Source organism: Streptomyces sp. NPDC006197, assembly GCF_040613865.1.
Taxonomy (GTDB): domain Bacteria; phylum Actinomycetota; class Actinomycetes; order Streptomycetales; family Streptomycetaceae; genus Streptomyces.
Genome location: NZ_JBEXSZ010000027.1, coordinates 45366 through 67859 on the forward strand (window position 1 = coordinate 45366; position 22494 = coordinate 67859).

Annotated in this window: 19 protein-coding genes and 1 pseudogene; 8 read left to right on the forward strand and 12 right to left on the reverse strand. The window is 71.3% G+C overall.

The window, feature by feature from the left end:
* Window positions 1–55: 55 nt before the first annotated feature.
* From ABZ318_RS11690 to ABZ318_RS11705, 4 genes are read left to right on the forward strand one after another with little or no spacing between them, the layout of a single operon-like run.
* Window positions 56–1273 (forward strand): cytochrome P450, encoded by a 1218-nt coding sequence (locus tag ABZ318_RS11690; RefSeq protein ID WP_356902290.1) that lies wholly within the window; start codon window positions 56–58, stop codon window positions 1271–1273.
* On the forward strand, window positions 1270–2958 hold the full coding sequence (locus ABZ318_RS11695; RefSeq protein WP_356902291.1) for an NAD(P)/FAD-dependent oxidoreductase: 1689 nt from the start codon (window positions 1270–1272) through the stop codon (window positions 2956–2958). Before ABZ318_RS11690 ends, ABZ318_RS11695 begins: the two co-directional genes overlap by 4 nt.
* Before the next feature lie 44 nt (window positions 2959–3002).
* Complete coding sequence (locus tag ABZ318_RS11700) at window positions 3003–4724, forward strand: NAD(P)/FAD-dependent oxidoreductase (protein ID WP_356902292.1); 1722 nt, start codon at window positions 3003–3005, stop codon at window positions 4722–4724.
* Entirely contained in the window at window positions 4721–5776 is a 1056-nt protein-coding gene (locus ABZ318_RS11705) for an NADP-dependent oxidoreductase (protein WP_356902293.1), read from the forward strand. The genes ABZ318_RS11700 and ABZ318_RS11705 overlap by 4 nt, the downstream gene beginning before the upstream one ends.
* Before the next feature lie 3 nt (window positions 5777–5779).
* On the opposite strand, the gene ABZ318_RS11710 is transcribed toward ABZ318_RS11705, so the two are convergent.
* The 3 genes from ABZ318_RS11710 to ABZ318_RS11720 all read right to left on the reverse strand — a co-directional run bounded on the left by ABZ318_RS11710 (window position 5780) and on the right by ABZ318_RS11720 (window position 8569).
* Window positions 5780–6835 carry a methyltransferase gene (locus ABZ318_RS11710; protein ID WP_356902294.1) on the reverse strand — a complete coding sequence of 352 codons (1056 nt, stop codon included), beginning with the start codon at window positions 6833–6835 and terminating at the stop codon, window positions 5780–5782.
* A 262-nt stretch (window positions 6836–7097) separates the two neighbouring features.
* Window positions 7098–7400: a ferredoxin gene (locus tag ABZ318_RS11715; protein WP_356902295.1), complete on the reverse strand. Its 303-nt coding sequence runs from the start codon at window positions 7398–7400 to the stop codon at window positions 7098–7100.
* Complete coding sequence (locus ABZ318_RS11720; RefSeq protein ID WP_356902296.1) at window positions 7397–8569, reverse strand: cytochrome P450; 1173 nt, start codon at window positions 8567–8569, stop codon at window positions 7397–7399. The genes ABZ318_RS11715 and ABZ318_RS11720 overlap by 4 nt, the downstream gene beginning before the upstream one ends.
* Window positions 8570–8780: 211 nt before the next feature.
* Here ABZ318_RS11720 and ABZ318_RS11725 point away from each other — a divergent pair, with 211 nt between their 5' ends.
* Window positions 8781–8972, forward strand: coding sequence for a hypothetical protein (locus tag ABZ318_RS11725; protein WP_356902297.1), 192 nt, complete (start codon window positions 8781–8783; stop codon window positions 8970–8972).
* A gap of 214 nt (window positions 8973–9186) precedes the next feature.
* Here ABZ318_RS11725 and ABZ318_RS11730 read toward each other — a convergent pair whose 3' ends face one another.
* Both ABZ318_RS11730 and ABZ318_RS11735 read right to left on the reverse strand, forming a co-directional pair.
* On the reverse strand, window positions 9187–9735 hold the full coding sequence (locus ABZ318_RS11730) for a GNAT family N-acetyltransferase (RefSeq protein WP_356902298.1): 549 nt from the start codon (window positions 9733–9735) through the stop codon (window positions 9187–9189).
* Between the two features lie 9 nt (window positions 9736–9744).
* The gene (locus tag ABZ318_RS11735; RefSeq protein WP_356902299.1) at window positions 9745–10164 is read right to left on the reverse strand and encodes a cupin domain-containing protein; all 420 of its coding nucleotides are present in this window, start codon (window positions 10162–10164) and stop codon (window positions 9745–9747) included.
* A gap of 233 nt (window positions 10165–10397) precedes the next feature.
* Here ABZ318_RS11735 and ABZ318_RS11740 point away from each other — a divergent pair, with 233 nt between their 5' ends.
* Together ABZ318_RS11740 and ABZ318_RS11745 are read left to right on the forward strand one after the other, a co-directional pair.
* Window positions 10398–10640 (forward strand): hypothetical protein, encoded by a 243-nt coding sequence (locus tag ABZ318_RS11740; RefSeq protein ID WP_356902300.1) that lies wholly within the window; start codon window positions 10398–10400, stop codon window positions 10638–10640.
* 18 nt (window positions 10641–10658) lie between these two features.
* On the forward strand, window positions 10659–11123 hold the full coding sequence (locus tag ABZ318_RS11745) for a hypothetical protein (protein ID WP_356902301.1): 465 nt from the start codon (window positions 10659–10661) through the stop codon (window positions 11121–11123).
* A gap of 88 nt (window positions 11124–11211) precedes the next feature.
* Here ABZ318_RS11745 and ABZ318_RS11750 read toward each other — a convergent pair whose 3' ends face one another.
* The 7 genes from ABZ318_RS11750 to ABZ318_RS11780 all read right to left on the reverse strand — a co-directional run bounded on the left by ABZ318_RS11750 (window position 11212) and on the right by ABZ318_RS11780 (window position 20268).
* On the reverse strand, window positions 11212–12114 hold the full coding sequence (locus ABZ318_RS11750; protein WP_356902302.1) for an NAD-dependent protein deacetylase: 903 nt from the start codon (window positions 12112–12114) through the stop codon (window positions 11212–11214).
* 186 nt (window positions 12115–12300) lie between these two features.
* Complete coding sequence (locus tag ABZ318_RS11755) at window positions 12301–13341, reverse strand: vWA domain-containing protein (protein WP_356902303.1); 1041 nt, start codon at window positions 13339–13341, stop codon at window positions 12301–12303.
* Window positions 13342–13441: 100 nt separating this feature from the next.
* A complete protein-coding gene (locus tag ABZ318_RS11760) occupies window positions 13442–14296 on the reverse strand; it encodes an ABC transporter permease (RefSeq protein ID WP_356902304.1) in 855 nt (284 codons plus the stop codon).
* Complete coding sequence (locus tag ABZ318_RS11765) at window positions 14293–15411, reverse strand: ATP-binding cassette domain-containing protein (protein WP_356902305.1); 1119 nt, start codon at window positions 15409–15411, stop codon at window positions 14293–14295. The genes ABZ318_RS11760 and ABZ318_RS11765 overlap by 4 nt, the downstream gene beginning before the upstream one ends.
* Before the next feature lie 144 nt (window positions 15412–15555).
* Window positions 15556–15711, reverse strand: coding sequence for a VenA family class IV lanthipeptide (locus ABZ318_RS11770; protein ID WP_177181847.1), 156 nt, complete (start codon window positions 15709–15711; stop codon window positions 15556–15558).
* A gap of 232 nt (window positions 15712–15943) precedes the next feature.
* Window positions 15944–18643: a class IV lanthionine synthetase LanL gene (gene lanL / locus ABZ318_RS11775; RefSeq protein WP_356902306.1), complete on the reverse strand. Its 2700-nt coding sequence runs from the start codon at window positions 18641–18643 to the stop codon at window positions 15944–15946.
* An 890-nt stretch (window positions 18644–19533) separates the two neighbouring features.
* Window positions 19534–20268 (reverse strand): hypothetical protein, encoded by a 735-nt coding sequence (locus tag ABZ318_RS11780; RefSeq protein ID WP_356902307.1) that lies wholly within the window; start codon window positions 20266–20268, stop codon window positions 19534–19536.
* A gap of 289 nt (window positions 20269–20557) precedes the next feature.
* Here ABZ318_RS11780 and ABZ318_RS11785 point away from each other — a divergent pair.
* A pseudogene (locus tag ABZ318_RS11785) lies at window positions 20558–22398 on the forward strand (carbohydrate binding domain-containing protein); the annotation flags it as partial.
* Window positions 22399–22494: the final 96 nt, after the last annotated feature.

Genomic DNA, 22494 nt, shown 5'->3' on the forward strand with positions numbered 1-22494 from the left:
CGCCTCTATGCTCCCGCCGCCGGACTCCAGCCGACAGGAAAGGTCGGCACCCCCCGTGCGCACGCGGAGCGAGCCGCTCGTGTACCCCTTCGAGCGGGGCGCCGGACTCGCGGTTCCCCCCGTCTACGCGGAGTTGCGTGATCAGCCGCTGGCGCGGGTCCGGATGGCCTACGGGGAGGACGCCTGGCTGGCCACCCGGTACGCCGACGTGAAGACGGTGCTTTCGGACCCCCGCTTCAGCCGGGCCGGAGCCGTGGGGCGGGACCAGCCGCGGATGGAGGTGATGGTCCGGGACTACGGCGGGCTGATCTCCCACGACGCGCCCGAGCACACGAGGCTGCGCGGCCTGATGGCCAAGGAGTTCAGCGCGCGCCGGATCGAGCGGCTGCGCGCCCGCGCGCGCGAGGTCGCCGAGGAACTCCTCGACGGCATCGTGGAGTCGGGCCCGACGGTCGACCTGTTCGAGCGGTTCGCCACGCCCTTGCCGACGACCCTCAACTGCGAGCTGCTCGGAGTACCTCTCGAGTACAGCCGTTTCTGGGCTTGGGCGGAGGCCGAGGCGTCCGGGGTCGCACCCGGCGCGGACCCCGGCGAGCTGGCCGCGGCGTTCTTCTCCCAGGTGGCCGCACTGGTCGAACTGCGCCGCGGGGATCCGGGCGACGACGTGTTGAGCTCGCTCGTGCGGGCCTGTGACGAGGACGGCCGGATCACGCAGGACGAGCTGCGGGTCCTGGCGGCCGACCTTCTCCTCGCGGGCTTCGCCACCATCGCCGGCCAGATCGCGGCCTCCCTCTACCACCTGCTGATCCGCCCCGGCGAACTGTCGCGGCTGCGTGAGCGGCCGGAGCTGATCCCCCGGGCCGCCGAGGAGCTGTTGCGGTACGTGCACCTCGACGACTTCATCCTCCCGCGCTACGCCACGGAGGACATCATGCTGGGCGGGGTCCTCGTCAGCGCCGGTGAACCCGTCCTCGTCTCGCCGGCGGCCGCCAACAGGGACCCGTCGGTCTTCCCCGACGCCGACGACCTCGTGCTCGACCGCACCGGCGCCCCGCACCTCGGCTTCGGGCACGGCGCGCACTTCTGCCTCGGGGCCCACCTGGCGCGGCTCGAACTGCAGGTGGCCCTGGAGACGGCGCTGCGACGCCTGCCCGGACTGAGACTCGCCGTCCCCGAGGACGAACTGCGCTGGAAGACGGGGGGCATCGTCGGCAGCCTCGTCGACCTGCCCGTCACCTTCGACCGGCCCACCGGCGTGACGGGTGACGCGTGACGGCTGACACCGAGCAGGACTGGGACACCCGCGATCGCGCTCCGGGCAGCAAGCCCCGGGTCCTCATCATCGGCGCGGGTGTCGGCGGACTGTCGACCGGCTGCTACGCGCAGATGAGCGGGGCGCGGACCCGCATCCTGGAGAAGCACGTCCTGCCCGGAGGCTGCTGCACGGCCTGGGCGCGGGACGACTACCTCTTCGACTACTGCATCGAGTGGCTGATCGGTACGGGTTCGGACAACGAGGCCGCCACGATCTGGCGTGAGCTCGGCGCGCTCGACGGCAAGACGATCACGAACTTCGACACGTTCAACACCGTGGTCGGAGAGGACGGCCGGTCGGTCACGTTCTACAACGATCCCGACCGGCTCGAGCGGCACCTGCTGGAGATCTCGCCGGCCGACGCACGCCTGATCCGGTCCTTCTGCCGGGATCTGAGACGGTTCATCGACATCAACCTGTACCCGTTCCTGACCGCGCCGCCCCTGCGGTCGGTACGTGAGCGGCTCAGCCTGCTCCGTACCGTCCTGCCCGCCTTCCGGCTGTTCTGGCGCACCGCCGCCACCTCCATGGAGTCCTTCTGCGGCAAGTTCCAGGACCCGCTGCTGCGCCGGGCGTTCCCCTTCATCTTCTACCAGGACCACGAGGTCTTCCCGCTGCTGCCGTACCTCTTCAACATGGCGGGCGCGTACCACGGCAACGCCGGTTTTCCACAGGGCGGGTCCCTGGGACTGTCACGCTCCATCGAGGAGCGGTACACCTCGCTGGGCGGCCGGATCGACTACCGGGCGCGGGCGGAGCGCATTCTCGTCGAGGACGGCCGTGCGGTGGGCGTGGAACTCAGGAACGGAAGACGGCACTACGCCGAGCACATCGTCTCGGCCTGTGACGGCCGCACCACGATCTACGGGCTGCTGGACGGGAAGTACACCAACCCCACCATCGACACGCTCTACACCGAGATGCTGCACGAGCCGGAACTCGTCTACCCGGGCGTGGTCTCCGCGTTCGTCGGCCTGACCGGCGACGTGGACCCCGCCACCCCGCACAGCACCACCTATCTGCTGTCGCCGCAGGACAGCACGGAACTCCCGGCCGTGCGGCAGAACAGCATGGTCGTGCAGATGCGGTCGCGTTACTGCGACTCCTTCGCGCCACCGGGCAAGACGGTCATCCACTGCACGTACTTCAGCGACTTCGCCTACTGGAAGACGCTGCGCGGCTCCGACCGGAAGGAGTACCGGGCGCGCAAGCGCGAGGTCGCCGACTTCGTCCGGGGCTTCCTGGAGCGGCACCATCCGGGCATCACGGAGCGCATCGAGGTGATCGACGTGGCCTCACCCGCCACGATGCTGCGCTACACCGGCAACCACAACGGCAGCATCCTCGCCTGGAAGGCCTTCACGAAGGCCGAGGACCTGACGACCAAGCTGGTCAACAAGGACCGTATGCGGCTGCCGGGCCTGCGCGGTTTCTCCATGACCGGTCAGTGGGTCGGCGGTGGCGGCCTGATCCGTACCGCGTCCGCGGGCCGTTTCGCGGTCCAGTACCTGTGCGAGGAGCTCGGCCTTGAGTTCACGGCCTGGGACAGCCCCGGTGCCGGGCCCTGGCACCGCGGAAAGCTGGGCCGGCTGCCCCGACTGGACACCAGGCCCGTGGGCCGGCCGGCCCACGGGCAGACGTGAGGAGGGCGTCGGCGATGCCACGGTCCCAGCAGGACAGACAGTCCATGATCATCATCGGTGGCGGCCTCGGTGGCCTGTCCACCGGCTGCTACGCGCAGATGAACGGGTACCGGAGCCGGATCTTCGAGATGCACGAGATCCCCGGCGGCTGCTGCACCGCCTGGGACCGAGGCGACTTCACGTTCGACTGCTGCGTCAGCTGGCTGCTCGGGAACGGGCCCGGCAACGAGATGCACCAGATCTGGCTCGAACTCGGCGCACTGCAGGGCAAGGAGATGCGGCACTTCGACGTCTTCAACATCGTCCGCGGCCGGGACGGCAGAGCCGTGTACTTCTACTCCGACCCGGACCGGCTTGAGGAGCACCTGCTCTCCCTCTCGCCGGCCGACGCCAGACTGATCCGGGACTTCTGCGCGGGCCTGCGCAGCTTCCGCAAGTGCCTGGCCGTCTACCCCTTCCTCAAGCCGGTCGGTCTGATGGGGCGCCTTGAGCGCTGGCGCATGCTGGCGTCGTTCGTGCCCTATTTCAACGTCATCCGCAAGTCGATCACGGTGCTGATGACGGACTACTCGGCGAGGTTCAAGGACCCGCTGCTGCGAGAGGCGTTCAATTTCATCCTCTACGAGAAGCACCCGGCCTTTCCCGTGCTGCCGTTCTACTTCCAGCTGGCCTCGCACGCGAACCGGTCCGCCGGCGTGCCCGAGGGCGGTTCGCTCGGCCTCTCCACCTCGATCGAGCAGCGCTACCGGCGGCTCGGCGGTGAGATCACCTACAACGCCAAGGTCGAGGAGGTGCTCGTCGAGGACGACCGCGCGGTGGGCGTACGGCTCAGCGACGGACGCGAGTTCCGCTCCGACATCGTGGTCTCCGCCTGCGACGGCCATACGACGGTGATGAAGCTGCTGGGGGGCCGCTACCTCGACGAGACGTACCGGAAGCTCTACACCCGCACCATCGAGGAGCCGGGCATGGTGTTCCCCGGCTACGTCATGCTGTTCCTCGGCCTCAGCCGGCCCTTCCCGCAGGGCGATCCGTGCACCACCCACCTGCTGGACGATCAGATGGCGTCGAAGCTGACGGGCATGCGCCACCCCAGCCTCAACGTGCAGTTCCGCAGCACGCATTACCCGGAACTGTCCCCCGAGGAGACGACGGTCGTCTACGCCACCTACTTCGCCGACGCCGCCCCCTGGCGTGCCCTGAACGCCGGAGAGCCGGAGCAGCGCACTCGCCGGCACCAGGGGAAGACCGTGCACACGGGTCCGCTGCGGCACGGGCGCGAGTACTACACGGCCAAACGCGAGGTGCGCGACGCCCTGGTGACGTTCCTGGACGAGCGGTTCCCGGGGCTGCGGGACGCGATCGCCGTGCGGGACCTGTCGACCCCCCTCACCCAGGTCCGCTACACGGGCAACTACGACGGGACGGTTCTCGGCTGGCAGCCCTTCGTGGAGAGCGGCGAGACCCTGGAGGAACAGATCAAGAAGAACGGGCCGGCCCTTCCCGGCCTGGAGAACTTCTACCTCTCCGGTGTGTGGGCCACCACCGGCGGCCTCATCCGCGCCGCCGCGGCGGGCCGCCACGTCATGCAGTTCGTCTGCCGGGACGACGGCAGGCCGTTCACCGCCGACGTCGACACCAGCGCACCGCCCCCGACGCACGTCGTCATCCCCGTGGGCGAGCGGCCGCCGACCGTGGCCGCCCCCGCGGAACCCTCAGCCATCACGCACTCGGTCCATCGCATCACAGACAAGGCACGCACATGAAGCTTGAGAAATGGGTGGTACGGGAGCACGCCGAGGGCGTGCCCGACGTCAACAGGGTCTACGAGAAGGTGGTCGAGGAGTTCGACGTCACGCTCAAGGACGACGAGATGCTGCTCAAGACCCGGTACGTCTCGGTCGACCCCTTCCTGAACGGACTCACGCAGGTGACCCCGCTGGGCCATCACGCGCCCGGCATGTCGATCATGGAGGTGCTCGACGCCGGGCCCGACGCCTCCTTCCGGCCCGGTGACCTGGTGGAGGGGTTCGGCGGCTGGCGCACCCATGTCGTCAGCGACGGCAGCCCCTACGTGTGGGACACGGGCTCCTTCGAGTTCGACGTCTCCCCCTTCCGCAAGCTGCATACGGAGCGCTACGACCATGAGCTGCCGCTCACGACGGCGCTGGGCGTCATGGGGATTCCCGGGCTGACCGCCTGGGGGACGATGACGAAGTTCTTCACGGTCGAGCCCGGCGACACGGTCGTGGTCAGCGGTGCGACCGGCGCCATCGGAACCCTGGTCGGGCAGCTGGCCAAGCGCGCCGGCGCCCGCGTGGTCGGCACCACCGGCACCCCGGAGAAGGCGGAGTACCTCACCGGCCTCGGCTTCGACGAGGTGATCGTCTACCGACAGGGCGACGACGCCGACACGGTGTACCCGGCACTGCGCCGGGCCGCGCCGGACGGCGTCGACAAGTACTTCGACAACATGGGCGGCACCTTCACCGACGCGGTGTTCACCATGCTCAACCGGTACAGCCAGGTGGCGGTTTCGTGGCAGTGGGAGACCACGGTCGGGGGAGACCGGGTCGGCCCGCGCCTGCTGGAACACATCATGCGACCCCGCACCACGATCCGCGGCATCTACGCGCAGGACTGGTACACCGAGGAGGACTTCGCCGCCCTTCACGAGGAACTGGGCGGCATGATCCGGCGCGGCGAGGTCAGGTACGACCAGACCGTCCATCAGGGTTTCGACAGCATCCCCGAGGCCTACCAGGGCCTCTACAGGAACAGGGCGGCGAGCCGCGGGAAGCTGCTCGTCGAGGTGTGACCCTCACCCGCTCGGGTCGGTGGACGGCACGCATTCGAAGAGGTGGTGTCCACCGGCCAGCCGCTCGACGGCGACGGGGTCGAAGCCCGACCGCCGAAGGAGCCGGCGCAGGTCGCTCTCCCCGAAACCCCCGATGTCCTTCCCGCACATCACCATCTGGAAGAGCACATGGGGGGCGTCGGACTCCTGGTCCAGCAGAGGCTCCACCACGAGCAGCCGGGGCGGGGCCAGGCCGGGCTCACGCGCTTCGGCGGTGCGGCGCATCGCCCGGCCGACGGCGGTCAGGAGACGCACGCACGTCTCCGGCGACCAGTCGTGGAGCACGTTCTTCAGCAGGTACCGGTCGCCGCCCTCCGGCACCTCCTCGAAGATGTCCGCGGGGTGGAAGGTGACGCGTTCGGCGATCCTGTGACCGGCGGACGCGCGCAGGGCCTCCCCACCCCTCGCGCACACGCTCGCGCGGTCGACGCAGACTCCGGTCAGGTGCGGGTGGTCGGCGAGGATCCCGGCGAGCATCGTGCCGTCGCCGCCACCGACGTCCACCACCGTGTTCACGGAGGAGAAGTCGTGGCGTCGCACCAGTTCCGCCACCATCGGCCGGGCCAGCTCGGACATCGCGCCGTCGAAGATCCGCCCGGCCTCCGGATCCCGCTCCAGGTACTCGTAGAGCGGCACACCGAACACCTCCCGGAAACCGGACTCCCCGGTCCGGACGGTGTGCGGCAGCGCGCCGAAGGCGTCGTCGTACGTCTCGGCCATCAGGATGCAGAAGTTGCGCAGGGACCGCGGGTGGTCACCGCGCAGCGCCGCGAACGCCTCGGTGACCCCGAAGGAACCGTCCTCGTCCCGCTCGACGACGCCGCCGAGGCCGAGCACCTGCAGGAGCCGCAGCATCACGTCAGGGTCCGAGCCGGTGCGCTTCGCGAGGTCGTGGTGGGGCAGCCGGCCACCGTCCAGGACGTCCGCGATGCCGAGTCTGGCGGCCGTCGCGAGTGCTCTCGAAAAGCAACCGCCCGCGGCGAGCCGCGCGATCTCCATCTGGTTCGGTAGCGGTTCCATGGACGCCATCGCCTTTCCTCGGGTATCGGTCGTCGACCGGTGGCCGGGCCGGACGCGGCCCTGCGACCACCAGGCGCATTCCGCCCAACGAGCAGGCGTCGCCGGAGAAACGGCACCACGTAGCCGAAGCACCGCCGGGCACCAGGAGGTCGCCCTCGCCGAGGCTGCGTGAGCTCACGGAGGCTGCTTGAGCCCACGCCGTCATCGCGCAGCGCCGCAACCTCGGCAAGGTCTCTTCGGTCCCTGAACGCTTCCTGTGGGATCAGTCCCGCGGCGCGATGCGCTCCCCCGTACCGGCCAGCCGAACGGTGATGGCTTCGGTGGGGCACAGTTCCGCCACTTCGACGAGGTGCTCCCGGGCGGCTCCTGGGGCCGTTGCAGTGCGGGAGCGCGCGTGGCCGTCGTCCAGGGCCAGGTAGGCCGGGGCCGCCATCACGCACTGGCCGCTGGCGGCGCAGGCCCAGGGGTCCACATGAACGGTCAGCTCGCCGGAAGCTTCCGGGGCGAAGTCGGGGGCGTCCGGGGACACGTCCGCTGTCTCGCCCTGAGGCACGTCGGCGGTCACCAGGTGACCTCCAGCCGCAGCGGACTGCGGGTCAGACCGCCCCGACGCCATTCGATCTCCTCCACCGGACCGGCCAGGCTGAGCCCCGGCCACCGGTGGGCGAGGCGGTGCAGAGCGAGCTGCATCGTCATCCGGGCCGTCCAGGCGCCCATGCAGTGGTGAGGGCCCGCGCCGAAGGCGAGGCTCGGGGCGGGGAGGGGGCTGAAGAGGCCGTCCGTGCTGGCACGGAGGTCCGGCGGATACACCTCCGGGTCCGTCCCGGCCGCCATGACATCCGCGACCAGCACGTCGCCCGCGGCGACGGTGACGCCGCCGATCTCGACTTCCGCCGTCGCCCGGCGCTGCAGCCCGGCGCCCTCGACGACATCTGCGCGGGGAACGAACCGCAGAAGGTTCTCCACCAGGGGTTCGGCCTTGTCCTCGTCCTGCTCGGCGAGCCGTTGCCATGCCTCCGGGGCCTCGTCGAGCAGATAGAGGAGGCCGTTGCCCAGGGCTGACTGGGTCGTCTCCAGCCCTGCCACCACCAGCGTTCGGGCCAGCGAGACGAGCTGGGATTCGCTGACGTCGGGAGACTCGTCCGCCGCCGCGATCAAGCCGCTGATCAGGTCGTCACCGGGGTGGCGGCGGCGTGTGGCGAACAGCCTGGCCAGGAAGGAGTGGAACGCGACCAGGGCGTCCCGCGCCTCCTCGGGGGTGGAGGTGCCGTAGGAGAAGGCCATGCCGCTCCAGCGGTACATCTCGGCGTGATCCTGGCCCTCCAGGCCCATCAGGCGACTGATCACCAAGGCGGGCAGCGGTCGGGCGTAGCCCGCGATGAGATCTACCGGCGGCCGCCGGCGGGCCATTTCGTCCAGCAGCTCTTCGACCACCGAGGCGATCCACGGGCGCCAGCGGGCGATGGCCCGGGGGGTGAACGACCGCTGCGCGGTCTGACGCAGCCGACGGTGCTCCGCACCGTCGAGGTGGATCAGCGCTTGTGGGTCTTCCCGGGCGATCGCGACCTCGGGAAGGGGCGGGGCGTCGGGAGCGAGCAGCGACGACCGCCCGATCCTGGGGTCGGTGAGCACCTGGCGCACATCGGCGTGGCAGGTCACCAGCCACACCGAGTGGCCGGTGGTCAACCGCTCCAGCCGGGGCGGCCCAGGCGTACGCAGGGCCGTCCGGTGCATGGGGGGCAGGGGGCAGGAAGGGGCGGGGGGAAGGTCGTTCACAGGCATCCAGACACGGGGGTCTCGTGGATCAGCAGGACACGACCGGCCGCCGAATGCTCGGGACGGCGCAGCCGCCATTCCAACGAGACTCGCAGCGAAGAAACACGGCCTTGTCAGCGCCCCAGGGTGCTTGACACACGATGGTGTGAATCGATTCCGGACTCTGTCGATGCGGCCCCGCGGTCACCGGGGAGACTGTGCCGGGGGCGCCGGTCAGCCTCTCGGCCGCACGCTCTACGCCCCGCTCGCCCGCCACACCAGCACGGCCATCCGCGCGGTGGCCCTCATCGTGCTCGGCGGCCTGACCACCGCCGTCCCCGCCCTCACCTCCGGCCCGTACGGCTGCGTGATCCGAAGCTGAACGCGGCCGGTGAACTCGACTGGTCACGGGCGTGCGTGGACGGTTCCCACGTTCGCGCGAAAAAGGGCGCAGGACGACGGCACGGGATCCTCCTCGTACGGCCGCGGTCGGACGGCCGGCAAGTCCGTACGCTGGACCGCCGACCGGCCGGAGATCCGGCGAATCCCCAGGGAAGCCCCGCAGGGGTGACACCGGACGGAACGCCGGTGCCGGCTCAGACCTCGGGGAGGGAGGGGTCGGGCGTCCACGGCCGGGGTGCGGTGACGGCCCAGCGCTCGTGGTCCCGCCAGTCCCCGTCGATGTAGAGATAGGCGGGCGACACCCCTTCGTAGCGGAAGCCAAGCCGCTGGACCAGGGCCAGGGACGCCTTGTTCGCCGGCTGGATGCAGGCCTCCAGCCGGTGGAGCCGCAGTTCGGTGAAGGCGTACCGAAGGGCGAGGGCGACCCCTTCGGTCATGTACCCGGACCCCGCGGACGGGGCGAAGGCCGCGTAGCCGAGGGACGCGCCCTGGTAGCGGCCCCGGATGATCGAGTTGATGTTGACCGTGCCCGCGGCCTCGCCGGTCTCCCGGACACGGATCAGGAACCCCTGGTTGGTGCCGTCGTCGAAGCGGCGCATCCAGTCCTGGAACGCCTCCGCCGTCGCGGGCAGTTGCATCCACGGCTGGTGCAGTGCGGAGCTGGCCCGCACGAGCGTGCAGAACTCGTCCTGATCGGAGCGGGTGAGCGGGCACAGTTCGACCCGCGGTGTCGTCGTGAGCATGGCCCCACGTTAGGGCCTGTCCGCGGCGGGCTCCGAAAGCCGGTACAGCTCGGGCACCGGGACCTTGACCGGTTCCTGGGTGGTGCGGGCGATCACGACGACCGCGGGCTCGTGCGGGTCCGGGTTCTCCTCGCGGTGGGGGACGAACGGGGGGACGAGGAAGAAGTCGCCGGGTGCGCCGGAGAGGCGGACCTCGCCGGTGCCGTCGTGGAAGACGAAGACGGGATGGCCGCTGACCACGTAGATCCCCGCCTCCGAATCGCCGTGATGGTGGTTGTCCGTCGAGCTGAGCGGCGGGTTCTCCACCAGCCCCATCCAGAGCCTCCTCGAACCGACCGTGCCGCCGCTGATGGCGGCGTGGCCGTCGAGCCGGCCGGAACGGACGTGGTGGACACGGTTGTTCAGCGGGGCGCCGTCCTGGCTCGTCATCGTGTGGTCCTCCGGGTTTTCGATGACCGTCTGTGGAGCCACAGACTGCGCCCGCAACTCCCTTGGCAGCAACCGAAGTTGCCGTTATGGCAAGCCTTCGAGGTGCCCGCCGTGGCAGGGGCGAGGACCCGGCGGGCGAGACTGCCGCACGATTGCCGCTGCCGAGTGCCGACCCCGCGTCTCCGGCGTACCTACGCTCCTGACTCCCAACCACCGTGAGACAGGAGTACGTCATGGAGAGTCCGACGCGTAGGGCGGCCGCGGCCGGTGCCGCCGCGTTGCTGGCCGCGGGCCTGGTGGCCGTGGTCGGTGCGGAGAGCGGGTCGGCGCCGGTCCGGTCCGACCGGATCACGACGGTGGCCCAGCTCAAGGAGAGCATCGGAGTCGCCGCCGAACTCGACCGGCAGGACGGGGCCGCCGAGATCGGCGGCAACACCGGCGGCCAGGCGACGCTCACGTCCCGCACCGCCTGCTGAGCCGGAGAGGTGACCACCGTGGGCGGAAACGAGCCGGTGCAGACGTGGTGCCCCAGCGGCGAGGCGCACACCCCGGAGTCCGTCGTCCTGGGCGTACGGTCCGGGCAGGACGGGAGCGTGGTCTATCTGGCCGACCCGGTGCCGGCGTCCGAGGTGCTCGGCGATGTCCCCCCGGACATCGAACCGCGCCGTATCCTGCGCTTCGCCTCGCACTGCGTGAGCGACTGCGTGAACCGCCGGGGCGCCGACTGCACGCTGGTCGAACGCGTCATGGCGCGGCCGGTCGCGCGTGAGGACGGCTCCGTCCCCCGGTGTCACCTGCGGCCCCGGTGCCAGTGGTGGACCCAGACCGGCGTCGCCGCGTGCCTGCGGTGCCCCGCGGTCGCGACCCGCCATCGCGTCGACGACACCCTGGCCGAACTGGTGGCCGACCCGGCCACGACGCAGGAACAGCTCGACGCCTGGATCGCGGCGGCCGGCTGAGCACCCTGCCGACCGCGTGGAGGCCCCGCCCATGCGGCCGGAGGCCTCCACGCGGTCCCTCTCCACCGGCCGACGGCGCTCCGGTGCCTCAGCCGAGCTCCGCCGGGTCACCGGTGGGGATCTCGAGCCGCTCGGCGAGGCTGGTGAGGGCCGCCCCGAGGGGAAGGGCCACACGGGAGAGGGCGTGGCGGTCGCCGCGCGTCGGATCCCGGTTGATGATCAGGACGGGCTTCCCCGCCTGGGCCGCCTGGCGGACGAACCGGAGGCCCGACATCACCGTGAGCGAGGAGCCGAGCACCAGCAGCGAGGCCGCCTCGTCGACCAGCCTGCGGCAGTGCTCGACCCGCCGGGCCGGGACGGCCTCCCCGAAGAACACCACGTCGGGCTTGAGGACGCCGCCGCAGTGCGCACAGGGCACCACCTGGAAGTCGCCGACCTGCTCGTCGGTCAGATCGGCGTCGCCGTCCGGGTTGATCCCGGCCGCCACCGGCCGGAAACCCGCATTGGCCTCCTCCAGTCGCCGCGCGAGCTCGCGGCGCGGGCTGTACGTGCCGCAGGAGAGGCAGACGACCCGGGCCAGACTGCCGTGGAGCTCCACGACCTCCCCGCTGCCGGCGGCCTGGTGCAGACCGTCGACGTTCTGGGTGATCACACCCGAGAGCAGACCGTGGCGTGCGAAGGCGGCGACGGCCCGGTGCCCGGCGTTGGGCAGCGCGCGACCGAAGGTGCGCCAGCCGAGATGGCTGCGCGCCCAGTACCGGCGCCGGGCCTGGGCACTGCCGGTGAAGTCCTGGAAGGTCATCGGGGTGTGCCGGCTGAGGCTTCCGCCCTGCCCCCGGTAATCGGGGATGCCGGACTCGGTGGAGATCCCCGCCCCGCTGAGCACCAGCACACCGCCGGTGTCCAGCGCGTCGAGGACCGGCCCCAGGTCCGTCGTACCCGGCGGCAGGTCCTCGTCGGGGGTCCAGCTCAGAGTAGGACGCATGCGCATGCCGCCAGGGTACGAAACGGCCCCCTGAACCGCTCCTCCACCGCGGACGGGGGCCGTAGCGCGACCGGGCCCCGCCGAGGCCGAGCGGGGGCGGCGGAGTGCGACAGGGGTGTCACAGGAAGCGCCCCGCTCGGATGACGGCGTCGGCGCCCGGCCGGTCCCCAGGACCGGCCGGGCCGCGACCCGTCAGTTCATGAGGAGGAGCCGCGTGCGGGAGACGAGCTTCCGGTTGACGCTGGTGCTCTGCACGAAGATGGTGAAGTCGTCGTTGTGGTCGGGCTTGACGCGCGTCTCCACGTCCGGCAGACCGAGCAGGGCCCGGGCCTGCGGCCCCGTGTACACCCGGTCCGTCTTCTTCTCCAGCACCGCGATCTGCTTCCGCGCCTGGATCTTCTCCGTCTTGCTCAGCTGGTAGAACGCGCAGCCCGTGCGGTACGTGTGCCCGGACTCGACCACCCACTCCCGGATCCCCGCGTCACGGGCCACCGGAATCAGCTGGTACTCCGACGGGTTCACCGGAGTGAGTCCGGCCGCCTCGATGGTCTCCTTGTTGACCGCCTCCCCGCCCGTGGAGAACACCGCCCGCGAGCCGCGAATGCCCTTGGTGCGCCCCACCATGAACTTCTCGGTGGCCTCGCGGATGACCTGCCCGGCCTCCTCCAGGCCCTGGGTGCTGGTGGCGTCCCAGACGGCGACGTTCTCTTTCGGGAAGCCGCAGTTCATGGCCTCTCGCTTGCCCATCTGGTCCGGTACGAGGACGGCGAGGGTCCAGTTGTCCTCCTGGGTCGCGATCATCTCGGCCATGGCGTCGACCAGTTCACGCGCGGTGCCGGCCGGGGCGTCGGGGCAGCGGTGACTGGCGTTCTCCTGGCCGTCCGTCAGGACGAACGTCAGGAAGCTGTGGTCGCCGTACAGCTGGGCGGTCTGCGCCAGCTCCCGCTGCGACTTCAGCGCGGCGGCCAGCAGCGCGGTCATGCCGCCGACCCGGTACAGCTGCTTCAGCGAGGGCATCCGCAGCACGTCCTTGTCGTAGATGACGCACTCCACCTTGTCGGCGAAGACGTACACCGTGACGCGGGTCTCCTGGTCCAGCTCCCTCGACCGGCGGGCGAGATAGGCGATCTGCTGGTCCGCCACCTCCACGACCTTGCGGCTCAGGTGCGACATCGACGAACTGGCGTCCAGCACAAGGGCGACGTGATTGATGTAGTTCTGGGTTCCGGACAAGACAGCTTCCCCCTCTTTCCGACTGGATGCTCCTACCGTCTCACCCACCACTGACAATCGGTCCCGGCTCCCGCACGGGGCGCGGAACCCACCCTTCCGATCACTCGGGGCGGTTGAAGCGGTGCGTCGCCCACAGCAGGGCGACGACGCCGCCGGCCAGGAGCAGGGCGGCTTCGAGGGGCAGGGGCGGTTGCCGGCCGGCCCACTCGATTCCCGCGGCGGCCGCCTGGTCCGGTACCCGCAGGGCGATGACGCGGCGGAGGAGGTCGACCGCGTACGCCAGGGGGTTGACGTCGGACAGCGCCCTGGCCCAGGCGGGCAGCGCGGTGAGGGGGAAGAAGCCGCCGGAGAGGAACAGCAGCGGCATCATCACCAGGCCGAGCAGGGTGTGGAACGTCTCGGCCCTCCGCAGGCTCACGGCCAGGGCCAGGGCCAGGGCGGTGACGGTGAAGGAGGCCAGGACCATCCCGGCGAGAAGCAGCACCAGGAGGACCGGGTCGTAGGGCAGGCCCGCCACGCCGGCCAGGCCGAGCAGGACGGCACCCTGGACGGCGGCGGTCAGGGTGCCGCCGGCGCAGCTTCCCAGGAGCAGGGTGGAGCGGCGGACCGGGGCCATCAGGAGCTCTCGCAGGTAGCCGCTCTCCCGGTCGGTGATCAGACGGATGCCGACCATGATGGCGGGCGTCTGCACCGTCATCATCAGCATGCCGGGGAAGAGGTAGGCCTGGTAGCCGACGCCCAGGGAGGACTGGGGGATGAGGGCGGCCAGTCCGCCTCCGAGGATGAGGAGGTAGAGCGCGGGGTGCAGCAGCATCAGCGCCGTGTGGGTGCGCTGGCCGGCGAGGCGCAGCAGATCGCGGTGGACCAGGGCGTGGACGGCACGCAGTTCGCGCCGCAGCCGGGTGGTCCGTTCGCCGCCGGTCGCCTCCGAGGACTCCCAGGTGAGGGTGCTCATCGGTCACCGCCCGTCTTCGCCGTGGCCGTGGCCGCGTACGAGGTGGGACGAGCGGCTGCCCGGCCGGGTTGCGGGGCGTCGAGGCTGCGGCCGGTGTGGTGGAAGAAGACGTCGTCGAGCGTCGGCGGGGTCGCGGAGGCGGCGTTCACCGCGATGCCGCTTGCCTCCAGGGCCGCGCACAGGCGGGGGATCCAGGCGCTGCCGCCCGGGACTCGCAGGGAGACGCCGCCCGCGTCGACGGTGACGGCTCGGCCGGGCGGCAGCAGGCGGCGTACGACCTGCCCTGCCGCCGCGTCGTCGCCGGTGCGGAGTACGACCAGGTCGTCCCCGATCTCGGCCTTGAGCGTGTCGGGTGCGCCCTGTGCCACCAGCCGGCCGTGGTCGATGATGGCGAGGCGATCGCAGTTCTCCGCCTCCTCCAGGTAGTGCGTGGTGACGAAGAGGGTGCTGCCGTGCCGTTCGCGCAGCGTACGCAGATGCTCCCAGACCTGGGCCCGGGCATGGGGGTCGAGCCCGGTGGTCGGCTCGTCGAGGAACAGCACGCTGGGGGCGTGCAGCAGCTGGCGGGCGATCTCCAGGCGCCGCCGCATGCCGCCGGACAGGGTGCGTACGGGGGAGCGGCGCCGGTCGGTCAGGCCGGCCGTCTCGAGGACCTCGGCGGTGCGCAGGCGGGCGTCGCGGCGGGGCAGGCCGTAGAGGCGTGCGTGGATGTGGAGGTTCTGTTCGGCCGTCAGGTCCGGGTCCACGGCGCTGTGCTGGAAGAGCATCCCGACCCTTCGCCGTACCGCGCGGGGCTGGGCGAGGACGTCGACGCCGGCCACCGTGGCACGACCGGCCGTGGGGCGGGCCAGCGCGCACAGCATGGCGATGGTGGTGGATTTGCCCGCCCCGTTGGGGCCGAGGAACGCGAAGGTCTCCCCTCGCTCCACGTCCAGGTCCAGGCCGTCCACGGCATGGGTGGTCGTGCCCTCCGGTCCGGGGTAGCTCTTGACCAGACCTCGCGTGCTGATGGCGTACGCGGACTCGGGAAGGTCTTCTGGGGCGGGTGGGCTCGCCGGGGCGGCCGTCCTGAGGGCCGCTGGGGCGAGATCGTCATCGCCGACGTGTCGCTGCATGGGTCTGGTCCTCGTCTGGGGGTTCGCCGGGTCGGCGGCCCCCGAAGCGTGGCCGGCCACGCTTCGGGGGCATGCTGCTGTTCCGGTCGTGATTCCGGCCGGCGGCTGCCCGGGACAGCCGCCGGCCGGATGGTGGTGCCTGTCCTAGGCGCAGCTGATGCCGATGCAGACGGTGTTGAGGAGGGTCAGCAGACCGACGCACTCACACGTCTCGCCGTACGGCAGTCCGTCGACGCCGACGGGCTCGGTCTCCGGAAGGGCGTGGAGGCGGGCCAGCAGTTCGAGGTCCTGGTTCTCCATGGTTTTCTCCTTCTCTGAGATGGCGGCAGCACTTTTCTGCCGCTCGACCCGGCATCCGGAGCATCCGGCACCGGGAGTCTGTGGGGAATGTCCGCAGGGGGAAGGCCGGGACGACGGCGGACGCGTCGATCCCGTTCGCGGAACGCCGTTCGCGGAGCGGCTCGTGACTCGTGGTTGGCGGTTCGCGGAGGAGGGGCGGGGTCGCTGCGTCGGGCTCCCGCCCCCCGGCCGCTCAACCCCGCTGCTCGACCATCCAGTGTCGAGGGCCGCTGTGACGGGTCCTCAGGAGGAAGGCGAGGATTCCGGCGGAACCGTCGCTCCAGCTGGTCGAGACCTCCCCGTACTCGTTGGGGAAGACCACGTGTCCCTGGCGCCGGGTGCCCTCGGCCAGGATGAGGCCCGCCACTTCCTCGGTCATGTCCCGGTGGACGGGGTCTCCCGTGGCGCCGGCCAGGTCGAGGAGGAAGTCGCCGTTGCCCGCCAGACCGTGGCACTGGGCGAGCGGGGCACGGGAGGCGCGTTCCGCGACGGCGTGGGCGCTGCCGCGGGCGAGGTCGCCGAACCTGTCGTCCCCGGTGGCCTGCCACAGCCGGACGAGGAAGGTGCCGATGCCCGCCGCGCCGTGGCACCAGTACGGGGCCGTGGGCAGGTCACCGGACTGGGCGGGCCACTGCGCCGCTTCGCCGATGCGTACGGCGTCGGTCACGAGGCCCTCCCCGACCTCCAGGGCCGTCGCCCTGTGGTCGGGCTGCCGGGAGAGGTCCGCGGCGGCGAGGAGGAAGCAGCCGATGCCGGCCGCCCCGTGGGCGAAGCCGAGATAGCGTTTGCCGCCCTCGGGGGAATCGGCTTCCGCGGGAACCGGCCAGCCCACTCCGGAGGGCTCGCGCCGGGCGGCGGCGGTCAGCCGGTCGGCCGCCTCGACGACCAGGTCGGCGAAGCGGGTGTCCCCGGTGCGCTGCCACAGATGGAGGGCGGCGATTCCGCTGCCCGCGGTGCCGTGGGTGACGTCGTGATGGGGCGTCGCCTGCGGGGGTGCCAGCGCCAGATCCAGCGCGTGCTCGACGAGCCGTCGGTCGTCGATGGCGCGTCCGGCGTCGTACAGCGCCCACGCGGTGCCACGGCCGCCGAAGTGCAGACCGGGGCGTGGGGAGCGGACGTCGGTGCGGTCCGCGATCCAGCGGCCCGCGGTGGAGAGCAGCCCGGGCAGGCGGGGGTCGCCGGTGAGCTCGAAGTACCGCGTCAGCACGGCCAGGACCCCGGCCGCCCCTTGCTGGACGGTGCACGGGTCGCTCTCCCCGGTCAGCGTCGACACGGGCCACAGCCGGTCGCCCGCCGGAGTCATCGACTCCACGAGGTGATCCACGAGCCCGGCCACCACCTCGTCCGCCGTCCGGCCTTCCGGCACCGGGCCGGTGACGGCGGAAGGTCCCGGCCTCCGCACGACGGTCGTGTCCGCGCTCCCCGGCCGCGCCGTCGGGTCCGCCTTCCGCAGCGCCTCCCGGGCCCTGGACGGGTCCCACCGCTCGGCCGGATCGTCCCTCATCAGTCCGAGGATCATGTCCACCACCCCGTCCGGCAGCCGCAGCGGCCGGGTGCAGGCCGTGAGCCATGCGGCGAGCCGCTCCTCGGCCGGCCTGCCGACGGGCTCCTCGGGCAGCAGGTTCGGGACCTTCCCGGCCAGGACGAAGCACGCGGTGGCGCCGAGGCTGTAGTAGTCGGCCGTCGGACGGACGGGCGCGTCGGCCAGGCGCTCGGGGGCGCTGAAGCCGGGCGTTCCCACGCGGGTCGGCAGAGCGGCCTCGTCCGCCAGGACCGCGAGTTCCAGGTCGATGAGGCACAGCTCACCGTCCGGGCGGACCATGACGTTGCCCGGGGTGAAGTCCCGCAGGACCAGGCCGTGGGCGTGTGCCTCCGCCACCAGGTCCACCAGGCGCGCGACCTGCGCCAGCGCGTCGGCGCGGTACCGCTCGCCGCCCACGTCGCGGAAGTGCTCGGCCACCCAGGTGCGCAGCGTCACGCCCGGCACCTCGTCCTGGGCCAGGAAGAGATGCCCGGCGTGCTCGAACAGCGCCACCGCTTCCGGAGCCAGCCCCGTGCCCTTGAGCTTCTCCAGCGTCCGCGCCTCGGCGCGCAGCCAGTCCCGGACGTCGCCGCCGGAGGCGTCGCCCTCCACGTGCGGCCGGGCCTCCTTGATCACCACGCCCGCGCCCGTACGGGCGTCGCTGCCCCGGTAGACGCCGCCCTTGTTCGTCTGCCGGATCGCCTCCCGCACCGCGAAGCGGCCGCCGAGCACCACCGGGCGACTCGTCGCCTCCCCGCCCTGCGGCGCCACCGGCACCGAGGCGGGGAACGGACAGACGGCCCAGGGCGGCGGTGCGTACCGGCCGGTGCGCTTGTCCTCCACGGGGTTGCCGTCGGGGTCCTCGATGAACCACACCAGCAGGCCGTCGTCCGACAGTCGCCGCCGGCCGACGAAGGCCCCGTAACGGTAGTGCACCAGACTGTGCGCGGCGTAGGGCTGGTCGGACAGGATCCGCGGACCGGCCAGCCCCGCCGTCGCCGCGTGCAGGTCCCGGGCGAGCGCGGCCGCCTCGGCGTCGGAGCGCGGATAGACGGTGATGAACTTGCCCGAGCTGCCGCGCGGCGTCGCCCTGGAGTTCAGCGCGCTGACCTGCTCCAGCGACCGGGCGAACTTGAAGCCCGACTTCTCCCGCAGCAGCACGCCCAGGGCCCTGGTGAGGACCTCGGGCGCGGAGGCGGCCGTGGCCGACACGTGCAGCTTCCACCCCTGCTCGCGCCGCGTCGCGGGCACGGGCGCCACCCGGCACCACATCTCGTCCGTCTCGACCGCCCAGCGCGCGGCCGTACCCGTGGCGTGCAGCGCCTGACGGAGCAGGTCTTCCAGTTCGACTTCGGTAGCGTGGCTCGTCATTGCGTGTCGTCCCTCTCAACGGTGAGAACCGCTGACGGGAAGGTGCCCGATGACATAAACAGACCAACACACACCCACCCGGATTCACTTCATCCAGCGAGCGCACGACGCGGTACCGCCAGGAGGGGGGCGCGCGCTCCGGCGCAGAAGAAAGCGCCGGGGCGCACGAAGCCGCGCCGGGCGGTCGGAGTCGGCCACGACGTAGCGACCGGAGGCGATCTGTTCGAGGGGTGGGTGGTGCACGTGTTCCACAGCCCCATGGCCCGGCCGGGAGCCGGTGACATGGGTGAGGCCGCCGCTCGGGTGAGCGGGTCCGGCGACCGCGTGGTCGTACGCCGTCCCCGGGGCGGCGGTGAGTCGGCGACGAGTCGGACATGGGCGGCACGGCCAGGTCTGGCCGGAGGTTTGCGCGACAGCGATCCAAGGCCGCCGAGCCGGTCCCGCGAACGGGCGTCCCGTGAGCAGGCGTCCCGCGAGCGGGCGGGGAAAAGGAGCGGGTCCGAGGGCGTAGCCTGCCCCCGGACCCTGTCGATGCCGCTCACATCACACGCCGGCACGCTTGAGGACCCGGGTCATTCGTCATTGCGTCGCGTCCTGCCTTTGGACCACCGCCGATCGAGCTCGGCGGACCAGATTCGAACTGGCATTTCGACGCACCAGGGCCCGGGCCCGGTCGATCCGGCGATGAGCGGCGCATGCTGAGTCTGGAGCAATAGTCTGAGATTGACCGCGGTCTGCCTCTGCCTGGTTGGGCCATCCCGACGGGAAGTGTCGGGAGGAGGACTCGAACCTCCACTGGAACCGCGGATGTCACGACAAGGCTCAGCTTCAGCTTTGCGCTCCTCGCGCACCCCGGCCGTGTTCTGGCCGGGGAGTCTGTGGTGTCCCCGCTACCCGAAGAGGTAGCCGAAGACGGCGTCGCCGACCCGCTGGTCGGTGACCTCGGCGCTGTTCGCCTCCTCGCGGGCGAACTTCACCGCCTGCTGGAGCTTCTCCACCCGCTCCAGGAGTTCGTTGACCCGGCGCGCGGGCAGCGCGCCCGAGAACTTCACCGTGGTCCAGTACCCGACCGGCACGTCCTCGTAGTAGACCTCGACCTGGGCCGGGTGCTTGTCCGTCGCCTCCGCCTTGACGTGGTTGCGCGGCACCTTCTTCGTCCGGACGGTGCGCACGATCTCGGTCTTCCACGCGTCCGTTGAAGGGTCCTGCGTCCACGACTCCGCCGCGTCCAGCACCGGCAGCTTGCGGACGAAGGTGTTGATGTCCGTCAGCTGCTTCTCCAGGAACAGCAGGTACGCCACGGGCACCTGGCCCACGAGCACGCGCCCGTCGACCGTGATGTCCGCACGTGCCTCGCAGTTCGCCCAGTCCTTGGTGGCCGTCACGTCGAAGAGACGGGTCAGCGCCCGCGCGGTGTCGCGCAGCACGTCCTCGGCCTTCACCTGCACCAGGGTCGACTCGGGCGGCAGCTGCTCGCCCTCCTCGTCCTTCGGCTGGTAGGTACGGGAGATGCCGGCGAGCAACGCGGGCTTCTGCAGGCCGTGGTGCGCCGCCGTCAGGTCCTGATGCGCCCGGGACTTGACGCCCTTCTCCACTGCGATGATCTGGTTGAGTTTCGTTGCCACGTCGCCGACCTTAGGGCGGGAACCTCGGGCCGGTCGAACGGTTTTCCTCACCGAAGAGACATCCGGCAGCCGGAACGAATCCGACGCGAACCCGTGAGCAAGGTTCAGGAGTTGACCACAAGAGGGGTTGACGGGGTCCACCGCCTTCATAACTTCACACCTTGATATAAGCCTTGCCGTCTTGCGGTGCGCACGGAGGTCCAGGCCCGCACGGGCGGCGACGACCAGAAGCGGAGCCACCGGCCGTCCTGAACCTCTTTTCCCTGTACCCCTCTTCCGAGGAGCCCGCATGCCGCACCCGCGCCGCCGAAGAAGGGCGGGTGCCGCCGCGCTCGCCGCCACCGCGGTCCTCGCCGGGCTGCTCGCCGGAGCCGCGCCCGGCGCCGCCGCCGGCGCCGACGGAGACCCGGCTCCCCCGGGCCGTCGACCGCTTCGAAGGGAAGGTCCCCTTCGCCGGACCGCCCGCCGAGGGCCTCTTCACCTGGGGCAGCGACACCGACGACCACCCCGCGCTCACCCTCGCCGAGCGCGCCGACGCCCCCGAGGGCACCAAGGTCCTCGAAGGCGGCTACGACATCAGCGGCTGGGGCGGATTCACCCATGACTTCGCCTTCGACCGGCCCGCCCAGGACTGGACCGCCCACCAGGGCATCCGCTTCTGGTGGTACGGCCGGAACCCTGCCGGCCGGCTCCGGAAAGCGGATCAGCTTCGAGCTCAAGGACGGCGGAGCGAACGACGAGGCCTCCGAACTCTGGACGACCTCCTTCACCGACGACTGGGAGGGCTGGCACCTCGTCGAGATCCCCTTCTCCGAGTTCCACTACCGCGCCGACTACCAGCCGGTCGGAGGCATCGACCAGGTCCTCGGCCTCGACCGCATGTGGGGGTACGCGCTCACGCTGCCGACCGGCGCGCCCGGCCGCTTCGCCCTCGACGGCGTCGAGCTGTACGGGAAGGCGGACCCCGCCCTCCACACCCGGGTCACCACAGGGGTTGTGGTCCACCCCGTCGACGAAGGAGGCACCGCCCGCATCGACGTCTCGGTGACCACCACCGGCTCCGCGCCCACCGGCGAGCCCGTCACCGTCACGTACACGACGGACGACAGCGGCCCCGCCGAGCGGGGGAAGGACTACTCCCCGGTGTCCGGCAGCCTCGTCTTCCCCGCCGGTACGCCGTCCGGGGCGACCCGCTCGATCACCGTGCCGACCCTGGAGGACGGGCCCGCCGAGGAGGCCGAGACGATTCCGGTGAAGCTGACCGTCGACGGCGCCAAGGCACCCGCCGAGACACCGGTCGTCGTCATCGACGCGCACGGACTGCCCTATCTCGACGAGCGCCTGCCGGTGAGGAAGCGCGTCGCGGACCTCCTCTCCCGGATGACGCTCCGCGAGAAGGCCGGCCAGATGACCCAGGCCGAGCGCAACGCCCTGCGCTCGCCCGGCGACATCGCGGGCTACGGCCTCGGCTCCCTGCTCTCCGGCGGCGGCTCCGTCCCCACCCCCAACACGCCGGAGGCGTGGGCCCGCATGGTCGACGCGTACCAGCTGCGCGCCCAGGCCACCCGACTGCAGATCCCGCTGATCTACGGCGTGGACGCCGTGCACGGCCACAACAACGTCGTCGGCTCGACGATCATGCCCCACAACATCGGGATCGGCGCCGGACGTGACCCCGGCCTCACCGCCAGGACCGGCGCCGTCACCGCTCGGGAGGTGCGGGCCACGGGCGTGCCCTGGGACTTCGCCCCCTGCCTGTGCGTGACCCGGAACGAACGCTGGGGCCGCTCCTACGAGTCCTTCGGCGAGGACCCGGCGCTCGTCACCGCCATGGAGACCGTGATCGACGGGATGCAGGGCGCGCCGGACGGCCGGGACCTCGACCGGAACGACAAGGTGCTGACCACCGCCAAGCACTTCGTGGGCGACGGCGGCACCGCCTACGGCTCCTCGACCACCGGTTCGTACACGATCGACCAGGGCGTCACCCGCGTCACCCGCGAGGAGCTGGAGGCCGTCCACCTCGCGCCGTTCGCCGAGGCCGTGAAGCACGGAGTGGGCACGGTCATGCCCTCGTACTCCTCGCTCGACGTCCTCGGCGACGACCGGGGGCCCGTGAAGATGCACGCTAAGAGGTCCTAACAAAGGCGTTGGACGTGTCGGTGGGTGATCAGGCAGGTGGCGAGGCCGAGGAAGGCCTCGTGGATGTCGTCTCGTCGCTCCCAT